Raw genomic sequence first — 22,643 nt, 5'->3', positions numbered from 1 at the left:
GGCCGGAGGGTGTGGGGTTATCTCTGTTGTTCGCGGTGGCGGACCTGGATATTGCCAAACTTGTGTAGAAAAGTACGGGCCAGTTGTTCAACCATGTATACAGAGCGGTGTCGCCCACCGGTACAACCGATGGAGATACAGGTGTAGCTTCGGTTACTCTCCTGGAAAGAGGGCAGCCAATTTTCCAAAAAGCCGGTGATGTCAGCTTCCATTTTACCGGTTGCGGGGTGCGAGCGTAGAAACTCAGCGACCTCTGGATCTAGCCCGGTTTTTTTTCTCAGGCTTGGCTCCCAGTAAGGGTTTGGCAAGCAGCGTAAGTCGAACATTAGGTCGGCGTCCACAGGGATCCCATACTTGAAGCCGAAGGACTGAAACAGTATTGCCATTCCCTCCGAGTGCCCGCCCACTACGCGGTTTTTAATCAGCTCCCTCAGCTCGTGCAGGCCGAGACTGCTGGTATCAATTACCATGTCGGCCATGGCAGAGATTGGCGTTAATAACTCCCTTTCCTGGTTGAGGGCTTCCAGTAAATGGGTGCAGTCATTACTGAGGGGATGTTTTCGGCGTGTCTCACTAAAGCGCTGTACCAGTACGGGTTCGCGTGCATCCAAATAGATGATGTCACACTGGACGCCGCTGGCGCGCAGGGACTCGATCACTCGCGGAGCCTGTTTGATATCCTGCCAGAGATTGCGTGCGTCTATTCCCAGGGCGAGGCGGGCATCCCCTTTCGGCGGTTGTTGTTCGACGCGCTTGATGAGTTCCGGCAGCAGGCTGGTCGGCAGATTGTCGATGCAGTTAAATCCGGCGTCTTCAAGTAGCTGTAGTGCGGAGCTTTTGCCGGAGCCGGAGCGGCCACTGATAATTACCAAGCGCATAAAGACCCTCTCTTTTTTGTTCTTTATACCACTAGTTCATTCAACAATAAGTGTTTTTATTCCTAACGGTAATTGAAACGTCGCAACGCAGTAAAATATTGCAGATGGCATTTGGGTGGACGTGCAGTGCAGAGATCAGGCCGCTGCGGCAGAGTCTATGGCCAGTGCGTAGAGAGCATCACTACTATCGGCTTGCCTTAATTTGTCCCGAACCTGGCTGCTGGAAAAGAGCGCGGCGATTTCTGCCAGGGTGTCCAGGTGTTGTTGCTCTGAGTCTTCTGGAACGAGGAGGACAAAGAGCAAGTCGACAGGTTGGCGATCAATTGCATCGAAATCTACGGCCGGCTCGATAGTGCAGAGCACGCCTATGGGCTCCTCACAGCCGGGGAGGCGGCAGTGGGGTATGGCCACGCCCTCGCCAATTCCAGTAGAACCCAAACGCTCGCGAGCAATCAATTGGTTGAATATTGTGTCGGAATCATGCTGTGGGTATTGTTCGGCGATAGCCTGGGCGATGTTGAGCAGCAATTTCTTTTTGCTGCTCCCCGCCAGGTGGCAAAGGCTGAGGCGGGGAGATAGTAGGGCTTCCAGTGTCATAATTCAGCGGTGGTTCTGCAACTTCTCTTTGTGTTTTTTCAGTTGGCGGTCCAACTTATCGGTGAGCGAGTCGATGGCCGCGTACATATCTTTATCTTCTGAACCGGCACAGAGGTCGTGACCATTGATATGTACTCGGGCCTCGGCTTTCTGGATCAGTTTTTCTACCGATAAAATGACCTGCGCGTTGGTTATGTTGTCGTAGTGACGTGTGAGCTTTTCCAGCTTGTTTTCACAATAGTTGCGCATTGGCGAGGTAACGTCGACGTGGTGACCACTAATGTTGATCTGCATGGATTTCTCCTTATTGGGTGCATCACATTTCGGCGAGCCTCCTTTCGGGTCGCAACCCTACTAGGAAGTGGCCCAGAATGGAAGGATACACTCAAAGTTCGGAGTTCGGTTGCGAAGGCGCAGCTACAGGCGCCAAATAGAGCGTGACCGTGGCAGTTAGCTTGGCTGGTCACAAACACCGTGACCGCTTAGACCAGGCGCTTTCTCTCGCTTGAGGAGGGGATGCCCATGGATTCCCGGTATTTGGCCACAGTTCGGCGGGCCACTTTAATCCCCTGCTTGTCCAGTTCCTGGGTAATCTTATTATCGGATAAGGGTTTACGCGGGGTTTCCGAGTCGATCAGTTTTCGAATCAATGCGCGTATGGCGGTAGAGGAGGCATCTTCGCCTGAGTCTGTGCTCACGTGGCTTGAAAAGAAATACTTCAGCTCGAAGACCCCGCGGGGCGTGAGCATATACTTCTGAGTAGTTACTCTGGAGATGGTCGATTCGTGCATACCGATTGATTCGGCGACATCTGCGAGCACCATGGGGCGCATAGCTTCAGGGCCTTCTTCAAAGAAACCCTGTTGTTTCTCGACAATACAGTTGGCCACCTTCAGCAGGGTCTCGTGGCGACTTTGCAGGCTTTTCATAAACCAGCGCGCCTCTTGTAAGTTGTCTCGCAGGAAGTTGTTATCCCTAGAGTTGTCGGCGCGCTTGACCAAAGAGGCATAGTGGTCATTGATTCGGATTTTTGGAGTGATTTCCGCATTCAGTTCCACCTGCCAGCGCAGAGCTTTGCGGGAAACAATGATATCCGGAATCACATAGTCCGGCTCCTGCCCGCCGAAGCTCTCCCCAGGGCTTGGGTTGAGCGTTTGTATAAGGCGAATTGCCTCTCCGAGCTGAGCCTCACTGAGGCGGGTGCGCCGCCCCAGCTGGCGAAAATCTCTTTTACCGAGCAGATCCAGATGTTTCTCAACAATATCGTGCGCCTGCTGGAGCCACGGGGTTTCTGGCGGTAACTGCTTTAACTGTAGTTGTAAACATTCCTTCAGGTCCCTGGCGCCGCACCCTGCGGGCTCGAACTGCTGGATGGTCTTTAATACCGCAAGCACCTCATCTTCCTCGACATTCACCGAGGAGGAGACTTCCTCCAGCGGGGTGCTCAGCAGACCGCTGGGGGTGATACCGTCTATGAGGTTCTCACCAATCCACTTATCCTGTTCGGATAAGGGGGTCAGGTTGAGCTGCCAGCGCAGGTGGTCCTGTAGGTCGATTGAGGTGGAGTTGCGTTCAAAGGCTGGCGAATCGGCATCGTGGCCACTGCTGTGGCTGGTGTAGATGTCATCCCAGCGGGAGTCGACGGGAAGTTCATCGGGGAGGTTTTGCTCCCAGTCCCTCTCAGTGAGGTCTCTTTCCTCTAAAGGTTGAGCGGCACTTTCGGGCGCTTGCTCTGCTTGGGGCTGCGGCTCTTCTGTTTTTGCTGGCAGTTCTTCACTATCCGCCTCCAGCATTGGATTGCTGTCAAGTGCTGCCTGGACCTCTTGCTGCAGATCGAGGGTGGATAGTTGCAGGAGGCGAATTGCCTGTTGCAACTGGGGAGTCATTGTCAGCTGAGTGCCGAGTTTGAGCTGGAGAGACTGCTTCATAATAGAGAGCCGCAGGCCATACGACAGAGTGATTATCAAATTGTCCTGAGATGGCGCAGACTACCTTTCTCTCCAAACCATTACAAGCAATAAGCGTGCCGACCCCGGAGCGAAAGCTGGGGGTCGTGATTCGGACTGATGACTCATTTAATGCAAATTGGCAGGAGAGAGGACAATGATCGGTGATTCACTTTAAATAGTGAATTCGTGTCCCAAATAGACTTCGCGAACCTGCTGGTTGGCAAGAACTTCATTCGGGGTGCCTTCAGCAATGATGTGGCCTTCGCTGACTATATAGGCCGTCTCGCAGATATCGAGAGTCTCGCGTACATTATGATCGGTGATGAGGACTCCGATATCGCGGTCCCGAAGGTGGCGGATGATCCCTTTGATATCATTGACTGATATGGGGTCTACCCCTGCGAAGGGCTCGTCCAGAAGGACGAAGCTGGGGTTGGTGGCCAAGGCACGAGCAATCTCTACCCTGCGGCGCTCTCCCCCAGAGAGGGCCATGCCCAGGCTCTGCTCTATGTGAGTAATGTGGAACTCCTCGAGTAGCTCTTGTGCCTGTTGTTGGCGCTCAGCTCTGGAGAGGTCTTTGCGGGTTTCAAGAATAGCCAGGATGTTGTCTTTAACGCTCAGGCGGCGAAAAACGGACGCCTCCTGGGGGAGGTAGCCTATTCCCTTGCGCGCCCGACCGTGCATGGACAGTCGGGTAATATCCTCGTCGTCAATCATCACCCGCCCAGCGTCGGCCTGTACCAGACCGGCAATCATATAGAAACAGGTGGTTTTCCCGGCGCCGTTGGGTCCGAGAAGGCCCACGACCTGCCCGCTGGAAACGCTGACACTGACATCCTGGACAACTTTTCTTTTTTTATACTGCTTGGCGAGGTGTAACGCTTTGAGCGTTGGCATAGTGTGTACCGAAATCTATCCATGCCGCGGACATAGTAATGTCCGCCGGTGCAATTATATCTAGAGCTTTGGTGCCCGAGTGGTGCCCAGGGACCCTACTGTCCCTTGTTATCACCGTTACTGGGTGTACTTTCTTTTTTCTCGGGCTTCCAGGTCATTTCCACGCGCCCCTTGCCTGTCTGGCCCTGGGCACTCATTTGCTCGGTGGTGAGGTCGTAGTCAATTTTCTCGGCGGCCAGCGTGTTACCTTCCCGGTCCACATGGGCCTTGCCTGTGAGCTGGAGTTCCTCAGAGCTTACCCGATAAACGATTTTCTGGGCTTTGGCCTTCACCGGGCGCTCAGTTTGTAGAATTTTTTGCTGGAAATGTGCGGGCTTACCGATGGCTACGACACGGCTGATCTCTTTCTCCGGGGTGAAGTAAACCTCGACGCGATCAGCCTGAATCTTTAAAGATCCCTGAGTTATAACAACATTCTTATTATATACCACCAAGTTATTATTGAGACCTGCGTTCATTGCATCAGAGCTGATATTGATCCGTTGTTGGCGATCTTCAGGGAGGGCTACAGCGCTAGAGGCTGTGAGTACCAGGGCTGCAATGGCGGAGGTTTTCAACAGATGGCGGTATTTAGTCAGTGTCATAGATGCTCTTTACGTCGGACAGTATTTCCACCCGATCTTCATTTAAGTAAGCGCGCATCCCCTTTCCTGTGGTGCGGTTGGGGCCGGAACTAATAGTAACAACTTTGTCTGTCTCGGCGAATTCCTTGCCGGGCAAAATCGTAAGACTTGGCGTTTCCAATTTGATACCACCAGGGGTCGGTAGTTCATCAATTTCTACCTTGCCGCGTAAAACAACCCGCTCGCCACGATTGTGGGCCACCCCCCGGCGGGATTCGGTGCGCCACTTTGGCTGGTCATCCTGATAAAAGAGCATGCGGGGCTCGGTAAGGTCTGCCCGGTCACGACGTTTAAACTGGTAGTAGGTTATTTGCTCCGCATCCACCCGGTAAGCCAGGTTTCCGGCTTCATTAAAATGGCGCGTTTTGGCATTTCGGATGATCAGTTCCGCGGCTTTATCATGCTGCTGTGGAGTGGGGCGCATCCCCAGAAGCTGTTCTGGGGGGCTTTCCGAGAGCCAGAGTCCGGCGCTGATTAGGGATACCACCAGCAACAGTGGTAGCCAGGTGCGCACTACTGCTCTCCTATGTAGGGCGCCAGTGCTGAATCAAATGTCCCCTGTACCTGCATAATGCGATCACAGGCTTCGCGCACGGCACCTTCGCCACCACGAGCGTGGGTGATCCATAGGGCGCGCTCGCGAACGGGCGGGGCGGCATTTGGGGGAGCGATGGGACAGCCGATGCGGGTCATAACCAGCAGGTCCGGGTAATCGTCGCCGATATAGGCAATATCTTCGAGGCGGCAGGATTCGTCAGCTAACAGCTCCTGAAGGGCGGAAAATTTATCCTCGCGCCCCTGAATAAGTTTGGTGATTCCGAGGTCGTGCGCGCGGCGCTCGACCACAGAGCTGCGTCGCCCAGTGATAATCGCTACCCGGACCCCCGAACTCTGCAGCATCTTAATACCGTGCCCATCTAAAGTATTAAAGGTTTTCAGCTCGTTGCCATTATTGTCGAAATAGAGTTTGCCATCGGTGAGGACGCCGTCTACATCCAATACCAACCAGCGCACTTTCTGCAAAGCGCTCTTTAATGCATCTTCGGAAATCACCAGGGTCTTCCTTAATTGCTTATAGCGGGGTGCTCATTCTCCCCGCAATTTCTTCGATTATCTCAGATTACGCCGGCGCGGAGTATATCGTGCATATGCAATACGCCGACGGGAAAGTGGGCTTCGTCTTCCACCACCAGGGCCGTGATCTTGTAGTCTTCCATGATGCGCAGCGCTTCCGCGGCTAATGTGTCGGCGGAAACTGTTTTGGGGCGGTGGCTCATAACCTGTTCCATGGTGGCTTTATCCAGCTCGATTTTATGGTCAATGACACGGCGCAAGTCGCCATCGGTAAACACACCGAGCAACTCCCCTTTCTGGTCAACGATAGTGGTCATACCAAATCCTTTGGTGGTCATTTCCAGTAAGGCTTTGGAGAGAAGGGTTTCTGGGTGAACCTGCGGCAACTCCTCTCCTGCGTGCATCACGTCTTCCACTTTGAGTAGCAGGCGTCGGCCTAGGGCGCCACCTGGGTGGGAAAAAGCGAAGTCCTCGGCGGTGAACCCTCTCGCCTCGAGGAGGGCAACGGCCAGGGCATCACCCATTACCAGGGTGACGGTTGTCGAGGATGTGGGGGCCAGGTTAAGGGGGCAGGCTTCTGTTTGCACTGAGATATCCAGGTTGGCCTCTGCCGCCTGCGCCAGAGGGGAGTCGGCTTTGCCGGTCATGCTCACCATGGGGATGCCCAAGCGCTTCAGTAGGGGCAGCAAGGTCAGAACCTCGGCGGAAGAGCCGGAATTTGAGATGGCAATTACCAGATCGTCGCGAGTGATCATTCCCAGGTCCCCGTGGCTCGCTTCGCCGGGATGCACAAAAAAGCTCGGCGTGCCGGTGCTGGCGAGGGTGGCTGCTATTTTGCGGCCGATATGCCCCGACTTGCCCATGCCTGTCACAATGGCACGGCCGGGGCACTGTAGGATCATTTCGCAGGCGCGTTGGAACTCGCCATTGATCCTGTGTTCCAGTGCGGCAACAGCTTCTGTTTCCATGCGAACAGTGCGTTGCCCAGCTTCCATTATTAGTTCTCGGGTCATTGGGTGCCTCTGGTTACTGACTTCTAATTTAATAACTTCTCATTTTACTCGGTATCTTTGATCGCTTCCTTCGCCCAAGTTATTCGCGGGCATGGACGTTATGGGATGCAGATTTTAGATCCTGAGCCTGGCCGCAGTAGATCCACTGTTGTCGTGCTAATCTGATTGTGAGCCCGTAACAGGCATTTCAGAAAGCCAGCCGCCAGCCGGTGGGGCAAATGACACGCTCGTACACTGCCACACCACCGGACGCGGCCATGGTATAGTCTGCCGCCGCTGCTGTCAGCTATGTCACTCAGAGGATGAACGACAAGCTCCCATTTCCCTGGGAGCAAATGCCAGTAGTCTCGTCATGGCACTTATTTTCGCTGTGTGCGTCCAAGGAATGATTTGCTAATTGGAGAGTATTTGTGAACACATCATTTTGGATTGGTCGGTACGGTTTTTCCCGATGGCTAAGATTCTTACTTTGCGCAGTACTGGTGTCTGCTGTGGTTCCCGCTGCGAATGCCGATCAAAACCCCTATGTAATGATCGAGGGGGTTTCCGAAAAACTTCTCGGTGTGATTCGCTCAAATGGGCAATATGCCAACACTGATCCACAGAGATATTACAGTGCTATAGAGGGTGTGCTGACGCCGGTTGTGGATTTTGACTTTATCGCCCGCGGTGTAATGGGGCGCTATGCCAAACAGGCCACGGCAACCCAGCGCTCCCGCTTTGCCAGCGCTTTCCGGCGTGATCTGGTGGCAACATTTGCTCGCGGCGTAGCGAATTTTGGCGACCTTGATGTGAAGGTGGTTAACCCTGGAACGCAACCCAGCGGTAACCGTGTCAATGTGCTGCAGGAAGTGCGCAGCAAAGAGGGTATTACCAAAGTATCCTATACCCTGGTGCGTAATCGCGCGGGCCAGTGGAAGTTAATCAATGTCATCTTAAACGGCGTTAACCTGGGCAAGACCTTCCGCAGCCAGTTTTCCCAGTCTATGCAGACCTATGGCGATATCGACAAGGTCATCTCCAATTGGTCCGCCGGGCAGGATGTCGCTGATAAAGTGAGCTAGTCGGTGAACTTCAGGGTGTGCAGCTGCGCACCCTCTTCGATTCAAGTACACTTGCGTGCTGTTTTTTAACTAACGCAAATCCCACCTATGCAACCAGATGAAATCAAAACCCTAATTGAGGGTCATATCCCCGAGAGTAATGTAGACGTCACTTTTGAAGGCAGCCACGTGATGGTAACCGTGGTGAGTAGTGCCTTCGAAGGGCTCAGTCGCTTAAAAAAGCAACAGCTCGTTTATGCAGCACTGAATGAAAAGATTGCCGATGGCACTCTACACGCCGTGCAAATGCAGACCCTTACTCCAGAAGAAGCCAGTCGTTAACCCGTCGCCTGAAAACAGGCGACTCCCGATATACGAGACCGAATGGATAAGTTAATAATAGAGGGTGGCAGCCCAATTTCTGGCACCTTGCGAATTTCTGGTGCAAAGAATTCCGCACTGCCAATATTGGCCGCAACTTTGTTGGCCGATGGCCCAGTGCATATTCATAATCTGCCACACCTTAACGACATCACTACGATGATCACCCTGCTGCGATGTATGGGGTGCGAAGTCACAATTGATGAAAAACTGGGTGTCGAGATAGACCCGCGTTCGGTTAACGATCTGACAGCACCCTACGAGCTGGTGAAAACCATGCGCGCCTCTATTCTGGTGCTGGGTCCACTGCTGGCGCGTCACGGTGTGGCCAATGTTTCTTTCCCCGGTGGTTGTGCGATCGGCAGTCGTCCTGTGGACATTCACTTGAAGGGGCTGGAGGCGATGGGGGCCGAAATTACCATTGATGGTGGTTTCATCCGCGCTCGCTCAAATGGCCGCCTAAAAGGCGCCAATATCGTTATGGAGAAAGTAACGGTTGGTGGGACAGAAAACCTGTTGATGGCTGCGGCCTTGGCTGAGGGAACCACGGTACTGCACAATGCGGCACGGGAGCCCGAAATTGTCGACTTGGCAGAATTCCTCATCGCCATGGGGGCGCAAATAGAGGGTGTCGGCACCGACACTATGCGTATTCACGGCGTACCCAAGCTGAACTCTTGTACCTTTACGGTTATGCCGGATCGCATCGAAACTGGCACTTTCCTTGCGGCGGCCGCAGCCGCCAGAGGCAAGGTACGTCTTCTGCACACTCGCGCGGATATCCTGGATGCTGTTTTACTGAAATTCGAAGAGGCGGGCGCCCATCTGAGTTGCGGCGATGACTGGATCGAGTTGGATATGAAGGGTAATCGCCCCAAAGCGGTCAGTTTCCGCACGGCGCCCTACCCGGCATTTCCCACCGACATGCAGTCGCAGTTTACCGCTATGAATGCGGTGGCAGAGGGCAAGGGTGCGGTGGTCGAGACGATTTTTGAGAACCGACTGATACAAGTACACGAGCTGAATCGCATGGGGGCTGATATCACCCTCGAGGGCAATACTGCGTTTGTCACTGGCGTGGAAAAGCTTAAGGGAGCGCCTGTGATGGCCTCGGATTTGCGTGCGTCGGCGAGTTTGGTTATTGCGGGTATGGTGGCGGAAGGTACGACCATCGTAGACCGTATCTACCATATTGACCGGGGTTACGAGTGTATCGAGGAAAAATTACAGCAGCTGGGGGCGAATATTCGCCGAGTGCCCGGTTAGTAAGTGGAGAAGGCCGCCTTTGAATAGGGCGGCTGTCGAAGACAAGCCGGCTGAATAATGACTATGCAAATCACTATCGCCCTGACCAAGGGGCGCATTCTGCAAGAAACTTTACCGCTACTCGCCGCTGCGGGCCTGGAGCCGCTGGAAGATCTGGGGAAGAGTCGCAAGCTGATTTTTCCCACCAACCGTGAGGGGGTTCGACTACTCCTTTTGCGCGGTGTTGATGTCCCTACTTATGTGCAGCATGGGGCGGCCGATATCGGCGTTGCCGGAAAAGACACTTTGCTGGAACATCACTCCGATGGTCTCTATGAACCCCTGGATTTGGAGATCGCACGCTGTCGCCTGATGACAGCAGGCGTGAAGGGTGCGGCACTGCCGTCGGGTCGGATTAAAGTGGCGACAAAGTTTGTCGAGAGTGCCAAGCGTCATTACGCGGCTCGGGGTCGCCAAGTGGATATCATTAAATTGTATGGCGCTATGGAGCTGGCTCCATTAATGGATCTGGCCGATGAGATAGTGGATATTGTCGACAGTGGCAATACTTTGAAAGCCAACGGCCTCGAGGCCCGCGAAATGATTGCCCATATCAGCAGTCGCCTAATCGTCAATAAAGCCGCGATGAAGATGAAGTATCAGCCCATCAGTGAGCTGATCGAAAAATTATCAGCGGCGGTCGCACAAAACTAAAAGTCCCCGGAAGTCATGACTCGCAAGATTATTCGCAGGCTGAATGCAGCTGAAAAAAATTTCGACACGCAATTAAAACAGCTGCTCGCCTGGGAGGCGGTGGCCAATGAGCAGGTTGAGGCAACCGTTGCGGAGATCCTGCAACAGGTGCGCAGCCGTGGAGATGCCGCCGTAGTTGAATATACCAACCGGTTTGACCGGCGTGATCTTGTTGTGGCTGAAGACTTTTTATTGGCGTCACTGGAGCTGGATCAGGCGCTCGGGCGTATTGGTGCCGAAGAGCGCGAAGCCCTGGAAATTGCCGCTCAGCGAGTGCGGAGTTACCACGAGCGGCAGAAGCAAGAATCCTGGCGCTATACCGAGGCCGATGGCACGGTATTGGGACAGCAGATTACGCCAATGGAGCGCGTTGGTATTTACGTTCCCGGTGGCAAAGCCAGTTATCCGTCCTCGGTGTTAATGAATGCCATTCCGGCCAAGGTTGCGGGTGTGGATTCGGTGACCATGGTAGTCCCTGCTCCCCAGGGCGAAATCAGTGATTTGGTTTTGGCGGCGGCGGCTATAGCCGGGGTCGATCAGGTGTTTACTATTGGCGGTGCACAAGCGGTGGCGGCTCTGGCCTATGGCACCGAAACCATTGATTCTGTGGATAAAATAGTCGGCCCCGGCAATATCTTTGTCGCCAGCGCCAAGCGTGCTGTCTTTGGTCATGTGGCTATCGATATGATCGCCGGGCCTTCAGAGATCCTGGTGATTTGTGACGGTGCTACAGACCCCGATTGGATCGCGATGGACCTGCTGTCTCAGGCCGAACACGATGAGCAAGCGCAGTCAATTCTGTTATGCCCCGATAGTGAGTTCCTCGATGCTGTGGAGGCATCCCTACTACGCCAGTTGGAGGATCTACCCCGGGCTGAGATAGCGACCAAATCTCTATTGGATCGTGGAGCCCTGATTCTGGTGGACTCCCTTGAGCAGGCACTGCAAATTTCAAACGGTATCGCACCGGAACACCTGGAAGTTTCTGTAGCTGATCCAGAGCCTTTGTTAGCGCAAATTCGTAATGCAGGCGCCATCTTCCTGGGCCGCTATACTGCTGAAGCTCTGGGGGACTATTGTGCTGGTCCCAACCACGTGTTGCCCACCAGTGGTACAGCGCGTTTCTCCTCCCCCCTGGGCGTTTACGATTTTCAGAAGCGCAGTTCAATTATTTTTTGTTCACCGCAAGGTGCCGATCAACTCGGTCGTGTGGCTGCTACCCTCGCTCGTGGTGAGGGACTGGAGGCACATGCGCGCTCGGCTGCATTTCGAGTCAAGAAGTAAGCGTGTGCATTGCGCACCGCTTCGGCATCAGCGCCAGCAAGACACATCATGCGTAAAATACTATTGGCTTTAATCGTCTTGTTGTTGACCGGTTGTGTGGTCACCAATGAGTACAGTGCCGCGGATTACACCCGGGCCGAGCAGAACCTCCCGCCCATTTCGCTGTTCGCAAAAATGCCTGAGGCGGATTTTGAGCAGCGCTGTAATGACTATGGCGACAGCTCTCTGTTGAAGCACTGCCAGTTTGGTGTGTTGGATTATGCCGAGTTACTCCGGGCATTGGAGGGGGCCGCTGCTTTTCGTTCGGTACAGCTTGGTAATGAGGATGTTCCCTATCAATTACTGATAACCTCGGCCGGATATACCGAAGAGGGCGTTGAAGATATCGGTGAGGCGGTGATTGCCGGAGCTACCATGATGTTGGCTCCTATGAGCACAACTCGGGACATTCATGTCGATGCAATCCTCACTTGGCACGGTCTGCCTTTACAGCGCTATCAGCTGGAATTCCCTTTCACCACTACGGTCAATTTATTCACTCCCCCGGAAGCGGCGAAGAGGGGGCTGGCTCAAGTGGTGGCATCGAAGTTGATTGCCCACGTGCAAGAGAGTGGGGCCATGGCTCCGGAGTACCTCTACCGCTCAATCGGTGCAAGTGATTACCATTCTGCGCTGAATTTACCGGATTCTGTCGGCGAATATGTGAGCAATCCACTGGAGCTTGCCAGCCACCCTTTGTTTGGCGCTCAGGCCCGGTATATACATCGCCATTTTCAGTTCGACTCAGTAGATGTTTTTGTGTACCCGATTCCCAACTGGCAGTGGGAGGATTTGGCGTTAACGCAGGTGCGCGAACTGGACAGAGTGCGCGAGGAGCTTCAGTTGGTGGAAAGGGAGGCGCAGTGGCAGGTATTGGATCTCAGTGAGGAAGCGTCAGAAAGTTGGCGTATTCAAGGGCGGGACACCCCGGTGGCCAGACTTTCTGGCTATTTCCTTTCTGCCGATGGGGAGCGGTTTGATACCCATACTTACCTGTTTGTGCGCAAAGATAAGTTTATAAAAGTACGTGCCTCTTTTTCCGGCCAAGGCAGAAGCAGACAAGACGTGGAGGCGTTTGCGCGGGGGCTGATCGCCCAGGCGGATGTCCCCAGTGAATCTCAATTTATGCTAAATGTCCGTGAGAACTGGCGAGAGGCCCAGGTGGAGGATTAACGGGGTCTGCTCCGGGTATTATTTTTTCTCACTGGGTTTTCCCTCGTTGGGAATTTGAGTTGCCTGCCAGGCGACTACGTACCAATCGCCTTTGCGTTTGGCAAAGGTGCCGGTATTGAAGTAATAGTTCTTCACCCCGTTGCTTCTGTCGTTAGCCACCAGTTTGAAAGCCACGATTGCCGTATCGCCCAGTAGGCGGATATCGATATCTTCCGCTGCATAACGCATCGTTACCGGCTCGTCGGGTGAGACTTCCATTCCCTGCATAATTTGTGTTTTGCCAAACCGCTTGCCGGCAGAGCTGGTGTAAATCAGATCCTCGGCCCAGAAGCGCCGATGAACCTCGGCACTGCTGGCAGCATTTTCAATAAAGTGATGCAGCAGTTGTGATAGCTCCTCCTTATCGTCCGCTCGGGATTGCCCAGCTGTCAAAACCAGGAGAATACAGAGGATGATTGCGCGCATAGATTTACCTTCCGTGTTGCGTTAATTGATTATTCTTCGGGCGCTGTCGTGTCAGGTTTGACTGACACCGTTGCCTCTACGGTGTGGGATGCACCCTCGCGGGTAAAGGTTATGGAGATGGTGTCTCCTGGTCGCAGGGTTGCCATGGTGGCCTCTCCCTGCTTTCCATCGCCAATGGGTAGCCCGTCGATATGGGTAATCACATCCCCTGGCTTGAGTCCGGCGCTGTGGGCTGGGCTCTCATTGTAAATTGCGGTAATCATAACGCCCCCGGTAGAGGCCAGCTTAAACTCTTTGGCCATCTGTGGGCTGATGGCACTGGCTTCAATACCCAGCCAGCCGGGCACGACGCGACCGTAAGCGATGATGTCCTGCATCACCTTGAAGGCGATATTGGCGGGAATCGCGAAACTGATTCCGCCGGAATAACCGGATTGGTTGAGTATGGAGGTATTGATGCCGAGTAGGCGACCTCGAGAATCTACCAGCGCGCCCCCTGAATTACCGGGATTGACCGCCGCATCAGTTTGCAGAAAGTTTTGTAGGTGGCTGCCGGTGCCGGAGTTTTCCAGGTGGCGGCCTTTGGCGCTGATAATACCTTGGGTGACGGTCTGACCGACCCCAAAGGGGTTTCCGATTGCGAGTACTACATCGCCCACTTGGGCAGATTCAGGCTCGCCCACAGAGATTGAGGTGAGATTGTCCAGTTCAATTTTTAAGACGGCCAGGTCAAAGTCGACGTCGCTTCCGACCATGCGGGCGTGTGCTTCGCGGCCATCAGCCAGCAGAATAACGATAGCAGCGGCCTGATCGACAACATGGTGGTTGGTGAGAATATAACCATTGTCGCTGACGATAACCCCGGAGCCCAGATTCGATTGCATACGCTCCCTCTGCGGGACGTTCATATTGTCGAACAGCCGGCGAAAAAGGGGGTCGTTAAATAACGGATGTTGCCGCTGTGGCAGTGCCATGCGCGTATAGATATTCACTACAGCAGGTCCGGCCATATTGACGGCCTGGGCATAGGATATCGGCCCCTGCCAACTCTCCTGCGGCGGGGTGGGGTTTGCACCGCGCAACTGCGGAAATAGCACCAGCAGCAGGGCGGCCATGGTCAGGCCTATCAGGGCAGGCAGGGCCCAGTCCTGTAAAAAGCGATTTTGGGACACTCGAGACTCCTCTTTGCGCTGATTATACACACGTCTTGCCGGGGATTCGCTGAGTAGGGGAGGCTCGACTCTGTTGGCTGGGGGCTCAGTAAGGGGAGATAAAGAGTCTTCGTTCGACTTTTACGCAGCGTAACCCTCTCGGTGCTTCCGATTAGCTCCCAGCAGATTGGTATTGCTTCGGGGGAGCGTGAGTCTCCGATGGAATTTCTGCCCGGAGTGGGTTTTCCGCTGGTATTCCTGGTCGTTGGATGGATTTTGGTTGGGCGAATGCATTTTAAAAAGTGGGCATTGTTGTTCAGGGCTGCCACACGGGCTCTTCATTGCCTGAGGTTCATTACGGCTTCAAGACTTATCACAGAATGGATCTGAGGCTCTTTTAAATAACTTTTTTTTAGACATTTTGGTTTGAGCCGTTTGAATAGCCTTGGTGGGGATAAGTGTTTTTGTGGTTAGTCAATGACGCTGCTCGTAGACATTGTCTTTTTCGCAGAATGCGAGTTCAGGCTGTTTTATTCATCGAGCCAATATCGGTGGGTGGTAAATTTGGTCCTCAGGTTGACCGCAGGCGGGGGGCTATACTCTCTCATCCTGTATAGGTTTGACATTGGTCGGCCAGCACAGATGCGTATAATAACCAGTCGCAATTTTAAGACTAACCGGCAACCTAAGTATTTGGAGACCAAAATGTCCCTTGTTCGCCCCCATGGCAGTGTTGATTTGCAACCTCGCTTTGTTTATGACAGTGAGCGGCATCACCAGTTGATGCATGAAGCGGAATCGCTGCCCTCTATTGTGGTCAGTTCCGCTGCCGCTGCCAACGCGGTAATGCTGGGTGCGGGTTACTTTAATCCTTTGCACGGTTATATGAACTTGGCGGATGCACTGAGTGTGGCGGAGACCCTGCGCACTGTCGATGGGCTTTTTTGGCCGGTTCCGGTATTGAATGTTGTAGAGGATACCCGGGCAATTGAAGGCGCCTCCCGTATCGCCCTACGCGACCCAAATGTTGAGGGTAACCCGGTACTGGCGGTGATGGATGTGGAGGCGATTGAAACCGTTTCCGATGCGCAGATGGATACGATGGCCGAGCAGGTTTTCGGTACTTTGGATGACAAGCACCCCGGTGTCGCCACGTTTAAGTCTGCTGGTCGCAAGGTGATTTCAGGCCCAATCGAAGTGCTTAATTTCAGCTACTTCCTGAATGATTTCCCGGATACCTTCCGCACCGCAGTGGAAATTCGCAACGAATTCGCTGAGCGCGGCTGGAGTAAGGTGGTGGCATTCCAAACCCGCAACCCCATGCACCGTGCCCACGAAGAGCTGTGTAAGATGGCCCTGGATGGGGTTGAGGCTGACGGTGTACTGATTCACATGTTACTGGGGCAGCTGAAGCCTGGCGATATTCCCGCCCCGGTACGGGATGCCTCGATCCGCAAGATGGTGGAGCTCTACTTCCCGGCCAATACGGTAATGGTGACCGGTTATGGCTTTGATATGCTCTATGCAGGTCCCCGCGAGGCGGTTCTGCACGCGGTGTTCCGCCAAAACTGCGGTTGTAGCCACCTCGTCGTAGGTCGCGACCACGCCGGTGTTGGCGATTACTACGGCGCCTTTGATGCGCAGACAATCTTTGATGAAAAAGTCCCCGAGGGTGCTTTGGAAATTGAAATCTTCCGTGCCGACCACACCGCTTATTCAAAGAAGCTCAATAAGGTAGTGATGATGCGGGATGTGCCGGATCATACCAAGGAAGACTTTATTCTGTTGTCCGGTACCAAGGTGCGGGAGATGCTGGGGGATGGTATTGCGCCTCCGCAGGAGTTTTCCCGCCCGGAAGTGGCTCAGATCCTTATGGATTACTACCAGAGCCTGTAAATTTTAAATTTACACGGACACATTAAAAAAGGCGGGATTACCCGCCTTTTCTTTGATCCCCGACAGGTTTGCTCAGTTACCTGCGTGCGCCTCTTTTTCTAGGCCGTAGTCTTCAGCGAGGGTGCCTTTGGCGCCGGGTTCTTTTGGGGCCCAGTCTTTTGGTGGGCCCATATCCTGAAGCTGTGTGTCATCTTCCTTCAGCTTGCCGCTACCGGCTTCCAGCATTTGCCGCCCTATATCCTGATTGGATAGGCGTAAGGCACTATTCGACAGATATTCGTGTATCTCTTTATAGCTTTCGGTCAGATTGTGAACCAACTGGGAGGTCTGGTCGAAGTGTTCATTGACTTGAAGCTGGAAGTCTTCGAGCTTGTCATTGGCTTCGTGTAGGCGCTGTTCCAACTCTTGCGAGCGATCGACACTGGAGCGTCCGCGAATAGCGAGGTACGCCAAGAATGCACCCAGCGTCATGCCGAGGATGCCAGCTAGAATTAATACCGATGTAGAGTGCACTTCCTACCTCCTGAACTTGCTCTTATATGGCACTGGCGATCCCTGGTGCATGATGGATGGCGGTGTATTTGGGGAGTATTGTCGCCCCAGGCCCCGGGAAGCCCCTTAAAGTGGCTGATGCCCCCTGTTAGCGGGCCCAGTATACGCGATTATTAATCCGACAATTAAGATTGTTGGTGGTTTGCGATACACCGATTTACTGACAATTCCGAATCGCCAGTGTCGGCTGGCGAATCAAGCCTGGGTGGCGGCGAAAAGTACTCTCAGCTCGTCGAGTCTTTGCCGCCTAGGCGGCTCTGTGTTGAATTTGGTAGAGTGCGCGCCAGTAATCCAGTTGTTAAAGATATTTTCCTCTATGTTGCCCGCTAAACCCCAACGATTTACTCCTCTTGAGCGCTATGAAAGTGATTTGCAACGTCCCGACTTTATTGAGGATTTGTCCCAGCGCGCGGCCGTGCAGGAGTTGCAAGACTTGCATCTACGTTTAGTGGCCAGGGGGGAGCGGGGCTTTGTGGCAAATATGCTCGCACGACTGCGCCGTACGGATACCGGTCCGGAGCGAGGGATCTATTTTTGGGGGGGGGTCGGACGGGGCAAGACATACCTTATGGATGCATTTTATGAATCCCTGCCATTTGCCCAGAAGCAGCGAACACACTTCCATCGTTTTATGCGCCAGGTACACGGGGACCTGAAAGAGTATGCCGGGGAGAAGAATCCCCTGGAAAAAGTGGCGGATAAGATCGCGGGACGGGCCCGGGTGCTTTGTTTTGATGAGTTCTTTGTGTCAGATATTGCCGACGCCATGATCTTGGCGGGTCTGCTGGAGGCGTTATTCCGCCGCGGAGTGGCACTGGTGGCCACTTCCAATATTGAGCCGGAGGGGCTTTATAAGGATGGCTTGCAGCGGGCGCGCTTCCTGCCGGCCATTAAACTCCTGCAGCGTCACACCAAGGTAGTGAATGTCGATGGAGGCACCGATTACCGCCTGCGCACTCTGGAGTTGTTGGAGTTGTACCACGCACCTCTCGATAGAGAGGCAGATGAAAATCTGTCCCGCAGCTTCGCTCGTCTGAGTGTGGATGGCAGTGAGATGCGCAACAACGTGGAGCTACAGGTCGAGGGGCGCCCGATTCGGGCCTTGAAAGTGGCCGATGATGTTGCCTGGTTTGATTTTGTGGACCTCTGCGACGGTCCCCGCTCCCAGAATGACTATATAGAGTTGGCGCGAGAGTTCCAGACGGTTCTGCTGGCTGCGGTGCCGAGGTTTGATGAGCGTATGGATGCCCAGGCGCGCCGTTTTATCAATCTGGTAGATGAATTTTATGACCGCTGTGTCAAGTTGGTGATTTCTGCGGAGGCGCCGGCTGAGGAATTATACGCTGGACAGCACCTCCGTTTTGAGTTTGAGCGAACGGTCAGCCGGCTATTGGAAATGCAGTCTCGGGAGTACCTGGAGAGGGCGCATCGCCCGGAGTGATTTCGGTGCATACGGCCCTAGGTTAGGGGCTATAAACCGCTTGAAAAGCGAGCACTCCTTTTGTACTATCCGCGCTCTTTTGTGGGACGGCCCCTAATACTAGGGGGTCATATTACAGGTGTTTATAACATGAAGACATACAGTGCCAAACCGGAAGCGGTAACACGCGACTGGTACATTGTTGACGCTGCGGACAAGACCCTCGGCCGTATTTCCGCCGAGATCGCGCACCGCCTGCGTGGCAAGCACAAGCCTGAATACACGCCCCACGTGGACACTGGCGATTACATTATTGTGATCAATGCCGAGAAGGTTCGCGTGACCGGCAACAAGGCCAAAGACAAGATCTACCACAGCCACTCCGGCTATCCCGGTGGTCTGAAGTCGATCAGCTTTGAAAAGTTGATCGAGAAAGCGCCCGAGCGCACCATCCAAAGCGCCGTTAAAGGTATGCTGCCGAGGGGTCCTCTGGGTCGAGCCATGTTCAAAAAGCTGAAAGTATACGGCGGTAGTGAACATCCTCACACGGCACAACAGCCGATTGAACTGGCGATCTAAACGGGAATAAATCTGATGGCAACTACTCAATACTACGGTACCGGCCGCCGCAAGACCTCCACCGCTCGTGTATTTATCGTGCCTGGTGAAGGCAAGATCAGCGTAAATGGTCGCGCCCTGGACGAATACTTTGGTCGCCAGGTGGCTCGCATGATCGTGCGTCAGCCGCTGGAAAAGGTTGATCTGGTCGAAAAATTCGACATCATCGCAACTGTAAAAGGTGGTGGTTCTTTTGGTCAGGCGGGTGCTATCCGTCACGGCCTGACCCGCGCCCTGATGCAGTACGATGAGGAGCTGCGTCAAACCCTGCGCGCCGCTGGTTATGTTACCCGCGATGCTCGTGAGGTTGAGCGTAAGAAAGTCGGTCTGCGCAAAGCGCGTAAGAAACCGCAATTCTCCAAGCGTTAAGCTTTCTTTTTGGCCCGGCTTCTGCCGGGCTTTTTTCTGTCCTGTGTTTGAGGATTTGAGCGGCCGTTCTGGGTTTTGCTTGATTTCTCATGGTTCCACCACGCAATTCCTGACGTTCCCCATGTCTTTGCCTTGTATCAAAATGGCATTTTCTTTAACATTGCGCGGATTTGTATCCGCTTGATTTGTGGGGTTTATTCGCGCGGGCAATCTGCCGGAGCGGGACTTCTTTCAAGACTTTTTGGGTTTGGGCCAGCGCATTTCCGGTTTTCCCGGGATCGCTGTGATGGGAGAACTACGTCATGAGTGATGACGGTGTAAATGTAGGACGGCGTCGTTTCTTGACCGCTGCTACCTCTGTCGTTGGTGGTGCGGGTGCGGTTGGGGTTGCCGTGCCCTTCGTCGCCTCCTGGAATCCGAGTGCCAAGGCAAAAGCTGCGGGCGCTCCGGTTAAGTACAACATTAGCAAAATCGAGCCGGGCCAGATGGTCACCGTTGAGTGGCGAGGCAAGCCGGTATATGTGGTTCGTCGAACAGACGAGATATTGCAGGACCTGGAGAAAGTGGAGCCGCTGTTGCGGGACCCCAACTCCGAGGAATCCATTCAGCCGGTTTATGTAAATCCGGAAAACCGCTCTATCAAACCGAAGCTGTTAGTCCTGGTTGGCTTGTGCACACACCTGGGCTGCGCCCCGATGTACCGCCCCGAAGTCGGCGCCGCTGATTTGGGTGGTGCCGAGTGGATGGGCGGCTTCTTCTGTCCCTGTCACGGCTCCAAGTACGATATGGCTGGTCGGGTCTATGCCGGTGTTCCGGCACCGACGAACCTGGAGGTTCCGCCTTATTCCTATGAGAGCGACGACGTAATCGTGATTGGTGTAGACCAGGAGGGCGCTGCATGAAATGGCTAGCAAATTTCGGTGACTGGGTAGATCAGCGACTGCCGATCTACCAGGCCTGGGATAAGCATATGGGCAAGTACTATGCGCCCAAAAACTTTAACCTCTGGTATTTCTTCGGTGTTTTCTCCCTGCTAGTACTGGTCAACCAGCTGTTGACAGGTATCTGGCTGGTGATGAGTTTCACCCCTTCCGCCGAAGGAGCCTTTGCCTCCGTTGAATACATCATGCGCGATGTGGAATGGGGCTGGTTGATCCGCTATCTCCACTCGACAGGTGCGTCTGCATTCTTCGTAGTGGTGTACCTACATATGTTCCGCGGCTTGATGTACGGCTCTTACAAGCCACCGCGCGAGCTGGTGTGGATATTCGGTATGTGCATCTACCTGGTGCTGATGGCGGAAGCCTTTATGGGCTATGTGCTGCCGTGGGGACAGATGTCCTACTGGGGCGCCCAGGTGATCGTATCTCTGTTTGGGGCCATACCCGGTATTGGGGACAGCCTGGTAGAGTGGATTCGCGGTGACTACCTGATTTCCGGTATTACCCTGACCCGCTTCTTCTCCCTGCATGTGATTGCTCTGCCACTGGTATTGGTACTGCTGGTGGTATTGCACATTCTTGCCCTGCACGAAGTGGGCTCCAATAACCCTGACGGCATCGAAATTAAAAAGAACAAGGATGAGAATGGCATTCCTAAAGATGGAATTGCTTTCCACCCTTACTACTCGGTCCACGACCTGGTGGGTATCGCGGTCTTCCTGTTTATCTTCGCCACTGTGGTGTTCTTCTTCCCGGAGATGGGCGGTTTCTTCCTAGAATACGCTAACTTCGAAGAGGCGAACCCGCTGAAGACCCCGCCGCATATCGCGCCGGTTTGGTACTTTACGCCGTTCTACGCGATTTTGCGTGCAGTAACGATGGATATTGGCCCGCTTACAGCTAAGTTCCTCGGCCTGGTGGCTATGGGCGCAGCTATTGCTGTTCTGTTCGTGCTGCCCTGGCTGGATAAGAGCCCAGTGCGTTCGATTCGCTATAAAGGCTGGCTGCCCAAAGGCCTGCTGCTCCTGTTCGCAGCGGTATTTATTATCCTGGGCTACCTGGGGGTTAAGTCTCCAACTCCGGATCGCAACTTCCTTTCCCAGTTGGCGACTCTGTTCTACTTTGCCTTCTTCCTGACTATGCCGGTTTGGACGAATCCAAAGGGGCGCAAAGGGATCGGTTCATGGGTTGTGAGTATTGGCTTTGGTATCCTGTTCCTGTGGATGGCATTCGCAAACTTTACCTTTGGTCATGAAGATCAAGACAAGAATGGCTTTGTGAATACCTTTGTTGGTATTTCGGCTCTGTTACTTGCTGCTTTCTTTGCTGCGCTACCGTGGATTACCAACCGCGATGAGGTATACCCGGAGCCAGAGCGTGTCACCAGCCCGTCTGGCGGTAAGACTTTCGGTATCCTGTTTATTGGTATCGTTGTTGTGGGTCTGCTGACCTTTATTCCGATCAAGGCCGTGGGTGCTGAGTCCAGTGTTGAGCTGGACCACATTGATATCGACCTGCAGGACAAGCCGTCCTTACAGCGCGGTGCCAAGTACTTCGTCAACTACTGTATGGGTTGTCACAGTGCCAACTATTCCCGCTGGGAGCGCGTTGCTACTGATCTGGATATCCCCAGAGAGTTGATGATGGAGAATCTGATTTTGGGGAACGATAAGATCGGTAACCTGATGGAGATCTCCATGCGCTCGGACGACTCCAAAGTATGGTTCGGTGCCACGCCGCCGGATCTGACATTGGTGGCTCGCTCACGCTCCCCGGAATGGCTCTACACTTATCTGCGCAGTTTCTACAAGGATGACAGTCGGGCTACCGGTGTGAACAACCTGGTATTTCCCAGCGTTGCTATGCCCCACGTGTTGATGGAGCTGCAAGGCTTGCCTGAATGTGCTCCGGGCCCCAAGCGTGACCACGGAAAAATTGTCCGTGATGAGCTGGGTAACCCGATTATGGATGCGGATTGTGGCAGCTTGCAGGTTGGCAAAATCAAAGGCTCCATGACTCCAGACGAGTTCGACCAGGCTATGTATGATCTGGTTAACTTTATGGAGTATATTGCTGAGCCTATGGCAGAAGATCGCAAGCGCATCGGTTTCTATGTGTTGGCGTTTATATTTGTGTTCTTTATCTTTGCCTGGTTACTGAACCGGGAGTATTGGAAAGACGTGCAACACTAAGCGTGGCAGTTTTTCTCTGATGGGTGGTGG

Annotated in this window: 24 protein-coding genes; 12 read left to right on the top strand and 12 right to left on the bottom strand. The window is 53.8% G+C overall.

What is annotated here, in order from left to right; genetic code table 11:
- Positions 1–17: 17 nt before the first annotated feature.
- The 9 genes from rapZ to ACCI51_RS09045 all read right to left on the bottom strand — a co-directional run bounded on the left by rapZ (position 18) and on the right by ACCI51_RS09045 (position 7,091).
- A complete protein-coding gene (gene rapZ, locus ACCI51_RS09085) occupies positions 18–878 on the bottom strand; it encodes an RNase adapter RapZ (protein WP_299582526.1) in 861 nt (286 codons plus the stop codon).
- A gap of 135 nt (positions 879–1,013) precedes the next feature.
- Positions 1,014–1,475, bottom strand: a complete 462-nt coding sequence (gene ptsN, locus ACCI51_RS09080; protein ID WP_455363776.1) for a PTS IIA-like nitrogen regulatory protein PtsN — start codon at positions 1,473–1,475, stop codon at positions 1,014–1,016.
- Between the two features lie 3 nt (positions 1,476–1,478).
- Complete coding sequence (gene hpf / locus ACCI51_RS09075; RefSeq protein ID WP_299582529.1) at positions 1,479–1,769, bottom strand: ribosome hibernation-promoting factor, HPF/YfiA family; 291 nt, start codon at positions 1,767–1,769, stop codon at positions 1,479–1,481.
- 188 nt (positions 1,770–1,957) lie between these two features.
- Positions 1,958–3,403 carry an RNA polymerase factor sigma-54 gene (locus ACCI51_RS09070; RefSeq protein WP_371843344.1) on the bottom strand — a complete coding sequence of 482 codons (1,446 nt, stop codon included), beginning with the start codon at positions 3,401–3,403 and terminating at the stop codon, positions 1,958–1,960.
- A 192-nt stretch (positions 3,404–3,595) separates the two neighbouring features.
- Entirely contained in the window at positions 3,596–4,321 is a 726-nt protein-coding gene (gene lptB, locus ACCI51_RS09065; RefSeq protein ID WP_299582534.1) for an LPS export ABC transporter ATP-binding protein, read from the bottom strand.
- Positions 4,322–4,416: 95 nt separating this feature from the next.
- Positions 4,417–4,965: a lipopolysaccharide transport periplasmic protein LptA gene (lptA, locus tag ACCI51_RS09060; protein ID WP_299582538.1), complete on the bottom strand. Its 549-nt coding sequence runs from the start codon at positions 4,963–4,965 to the stop codon at positions 4,417–4,419.
- A complete protein-coding gene (gene lptC, locus ACCI51_RS09055) occupies positions 4,952–5,518 on the bottom strand; it encodes an LPS export ABC transporter periplasmic protein LptC (protein WP_299582541.1) in 567 nt (188 codons plus the stop codon). The genes lptA and lptC overlap by 14 nt, the downstream gene beginning before the upstream one ends.
- Positions 5,518–6,057, bottom strand: a complete 540-nt coding sequence (locus ACCI51_RS09050) for a KdsC family phosphatase (RefSeq protein ID WP_455363775.1) — start codon at positions 6,055–6,057, stop codon at positions 5,518–5,520. Before ACCI51_RS09050 ends, lptC begins: the two co-directional genes overlap by 1 nt.
- 62 nt (positions 6,058–6,119) lie before the next feature.
- Positions 6,120–7,091: a KpsF/GutQ family sugar-phosphate isomerase gene (locus ACCI51_RS09045; RefSeq protein ID WP_299582544.1), complete on the bottom strand. Its 972-nt coding sequence runs from the start codon at positions 7,089–7,091 to the stop codon at positions 6,120–6,122.
- Positions 7,092–7,501: 410 nt separating this feature from the next.
- Here ACCI51_RS09045 and ACCI51_RS09040 point away from each other — a divergent pair, with 410 nt between their 5' ends.
- The 6 genes from ACCI51_RS09040 to ACCI51_RS09015 all read left to right on the top strand — a co-directional run bounded on the left by ACCI51_RS09040 (position 7,502) and on the right by ACCI51_RS09015 (position 13,009).
- On the top strand, positions 7,502–8,155 hold the full coding sequence (locus tag ACCI51_RS09040) for an MlaC/ttg2D family ABC transporter substrate-binding protein (protein ID WP_299582547.1): 654 nt from the start codon (positions 7,502–7,504) through the stop codon (positions 8,153–8,155).
- An 87-nt stretch (positions 8,156–8,242) separates the two neighbouring features.
- A complete protein-coding gene (locus ACCI51_RS09035) occupies positions 8,243–8,476 on the top strand; it encodes a BolA family protein (RefSeq protein ID WP_299582550.1) in 234 nt (77 codons plus the stop codon).
- Positions 8,477–8,518: 42 nt separating this feature from the next.
- Positions 8,519–9,781 carry a UDP-N-acetylglucosamine 1-carboxyvinyltransferase gene (murA, locus tag ACCI51_RS09030; protein ID WP_299582553.1) on the top strand — a complete coding sequence of 421 codons (1,263 nt, stop codon included), beginning with the start codon at positions 8,519–8,521 and terminating at the stop codon, positions 9,779–9,781.
- A gap of 57 nt (positions 9,782–9,838) precedes the next feature.
- A complete protein-coding gene (gene hisG / locus ACCI51_RS09025; RefSeq protein WP_299582556.1) occupies positions 9,839–10,474 on the top strand; it encodes an ATP phosphoribosyltransferase in 636 nt (211 codons plus the stop codon).
- A 15-nt stretch (positions 10,475–10,489) separates the two neighbouring features.
- Complete coding sequence (gene hisD / locus ACCI51_RS09020) at positions 10,490–11,797, top strand: histidinol dehydrogenase (protein ID WP_371843343.1); 1,308 nt, start codon at positions 10,490–10,492, stop codon at positions 11,795–11,797.
- A gap of 48 nt (positions 11,798–11,845) precedes the next feature.
- On the top strand, positions 11,846–13,009 hold the full coding sequence (locus ACCI51_RS09015; RefSeq protein ID WP_371843342.1) for a hypothetical protein: 1,164 nt from the start codon (positions 11,846–11,848) through the stop codon (positions 13,007–13,009).
- 18 nt (positions 13,010–13,027) lie between these two features.
- Here ACCI51_RS09015 and ACCI51_RS09010 read toward each other — a convergent pair whose 3' ends face one another.
- Complete coding sequence (locus ACCI51_RS09010; protein WP_371843341.1) at positions 13,028–13,474, bottom strand: nuclear transport factor 2 family protein; 447 nt, start codon at positions 13,472–13,474, stop codon at positions 13,028–13,030.
- Between the two features lie 29 nt (positions 13,475–13,503).
- Positions 13,504–14,646, bottom strand: coding sequence for a trypsin-like peptidase domain-containing protein (locus ACCI51_RS09005; protein WP_371843340.1), 1,143 nt, complete (start codon positions 14,644–14,646; stop codon positions 13,504–13,506).
- Positions 14,647–15,330: 684 nt separating this feature from the next.
- Here ACCI51_RS09005 and sat point away from each other — a divergent pair.
- A complete protein-coding gene (sat, locus tag ACCI51_RS09000) occupies positions 15,331–16,521 on the top strand; it encodes a sulfate adenylyltransferase (RefSeq protein WP_371843339.1) in 1,191 nt (396 codons plus the stop codon).
- Positions 16,522–16,593: 72 nt separating this feature from the next.
- On the opposite strand, the gene ACCI51_RS08995 is transcribed toward sat, so the two are convergent.
- On the bottom strand, positions 16,594–17,034 hold the full coding sequence (locus ACCI51_RS08995) for a YhcB family protein (protein ID WP_371843338.1): 441 nt from the start codon (positions 17,032–17,034) through the stop codon (positions 16,594–16,596).
- A gap of 355 nt (positions 17,035–17,389) precedes the next feature.
- Here ACCI51_RS08995 and zapE point away from each other — a divergent pair, with 355 nt between their 5' ends.
- The 5 genes from zapE (at position 17,390) to ACCI51_RS08970 (ending at position 22,613) form a co-directional block, all read left to right on the top strand.
- Entirely contained in the window at positions 17,390–18,514 is a 1,125-nt protein-coding gene (zapE, locus tag ACCI51_RS08990) for a cell division protein ZapE (RefSeq protein ID WP_299582762.1), read from the top strand.
- 129 nt (positions 18,515–18,643) lie between these two features.
- Positions 18,644–19,072, top strand: a complete 429-nt coding sequence (rplM, locus tag ACCI51_RS08985; RefSeq protein ID WP_299582577.1) for a 50S ribosomal protein L13 — start codon at positions 18,644–18,646, stop codon at positions 19,070–19,072.
- Between the two features lie 15 nt (positions 19,073–19,087).
- Positions 19,088–19,480, top strand: coding sequence for a 30S ribosomal protein S9 (gene rpsI / locus ACCI51_RS08980; RefSeq protein WP_299582580.1), 393 nt, complete (start codon positions 19,088–19,090; stop codon positions 19,478–19,480).
- 302 nt (positions 19,481–19,782) lie between these two features.
- Positions 19,783–20,382 carry a ubiquinol-cytochrome c reductase iron-sulfur subunit gene (gene petA / locus ACCI51_RS08975; protein ID WP_299582583.1) on the top strand — a complete coding sequence of 200 codons (600 nt, stop codon included), beginning with the start codon at positions 19,783–19,785 and terminating at the stop codon, positions 20,380–20,382.
- Positions 20,379–22,613 (top strand): ubiquinol-cytochrome c reductase, encoded by a 2,235-nt coding sequence (locus ACCI51_RS08970; protein ID WP_299582586.1) that lies wholly within the window; start codon positions 20,379–20,381, stop codon positions 22,611–22,613. Before petA ends, ACCI51_RS08970 begins: the two co-directional genes overlap by 4 nt.
- The last annotated feature ends 30 nt before the right edge of the window (positions 22,614–22,643 follow it).

Origin of the sequence: Microbulbifer echini (genome assembly GCF_041447225.1) — a bacterium.
In the GTDB taxonomy this organism is placed as follows: Bacteria; Pseudomonadota; Gammaproteobacteria; order Pseudomonadales; family Cellvibrionaceae; genus Microbulbifer; species Microbulbifer echini.
This window is presented reverse-complemented; position numbering and strand designations above follow the sequence as displayed.

Excerpts from the sequence above, each read along its gene's own strand:
- hisG (WP_299582556.1), top strand. The coding sequence starts at position 9,839 with ATGACTATGCAAATCACTATCGCCCTGACCAAGGGGCGCATTCTGCAA.
- zapE (WP_299582762.1), top strand. The coding sequence starts at position 17,390 with ATGTTGCCCGCTAAACCCCAACGATTTACTCCTCTTGAGCGCTATGAA.
- ptsN (WP_455363776.1), bottom strand. The coding sequence starts at position 1,475 with ATGACACTGGAAGCCCTACTATCTCCCCGCCTCAGCCTTTGCCACCTG.
- ACCI51_RS09010 (WP_371843341.1), bottom strand. The coding sequence starts at position 13,474 with ATGCGCGCAATCATCCTCTGTATTCTCCTGGTTTTGACAGCTGGGCAA.
- ACCI51_RS09045 (WP_299582544.1), bottom strand. The coding sequence starts at position 7,091 with ATGACCCGAGAACTAATAATGGAAGCTGGGCAACGCACTGTTCGCATG.
- petA (WP_299582583.1), top strand. The coding sequence starts at position 19,783 with ATGAGTGATGACGGTGTAAATGTAGGACGGCGTCGTTTCTTGACCGCT.
- ACCI51_RS09015 (WP_371843342.1), top strand. The coding sequence starts at position 11,846 with ATGCGTAAAATACTATTGGCTTTAATCGTCTTGTTGTTGACCGGTTGT.
- ACCI51_RS08970 (WP_299582586.1), top strand. The coding sequence starts at position 20,379 with ATGAAATGGCTAGCAAATTTCGGTGACTGGGTAGATCAGCGACTGCCG.
- murA (WP_299582553.1), top strand. The coding sequence starts at position 8,519 with ATGGATAAGTTAATAATAGAGGGTGGCAGCCCAATTTCTGGCACCTTG.
- ACCI51_RS09070 (WP_371843344.1), bottom strand. The coding sequence starts at position 3,403 with ATGAAGCAGTCTCTCCAGCTCAAACTCGGCACTCAGCTGACAATGACT.
- rpsI (WP_299582580.1), top strand. The coding sequence starts at position 19,088 with ATGGCAACTACTCAATACTACGGTACCGGCCGCCGCAAGACCTCCACC.
- lptA (WP_299582538.1), bottom strand. The coding sequence starts at position 4,965 with ATGACACTGACTAAATACCGCCATCTGTTGAAAACCTCCGCCATTGCA.
- rapZ (WP_299582526.1), bottom strand. The coding sequence starts at position 878 with ATGCGCTTGGTAATTATCAGTGGCCGCTCCGGCTCCGGCAAAAGCTCC.
- sat (WP_371843339.1), top strand. The coding sequence starts at position 15,331 with ATGTCCCTTGTTCGCCCCCATGGCAGTGTTGATTTGCAACCTCGCTTT.
- ACCI51_RS09035 (WP_299582550.1), top strand. The coding sequence starts at position 8,243 with ATGCAACCAGATGAAATCAAAACCCTAATTGAGGGTCATATCCCCGAG.
- hpf (WP_299582529.1), bottom strand. The coding sequence starts at position 1,769 with ATGCAGATCAACATTAGTGGTCACCACGTCGACGTTACCTCGCCAATG.
- rplM (WP_299582577.1), top strand. The coding sequence starts at position 18,644 with ATGAAGACATACAGTGCCAAACCGGAAGCGGTAACACGCGACTGGTAC.
- lptB (WP_299582534.1), bottom strand. The coding sequence starts at position 4,321 with ATGCCAACGCTCAAAGCGTTACACCTCGCCAAGCAGTATAAAAAAAGA.
- hisD (WP_371843343.1), top strand. The coding sequence starts at position 10,490 with ATGACTCGCAAGATTATTCGCAGGCTGAATGCAGCTGAAAAAAATTTC.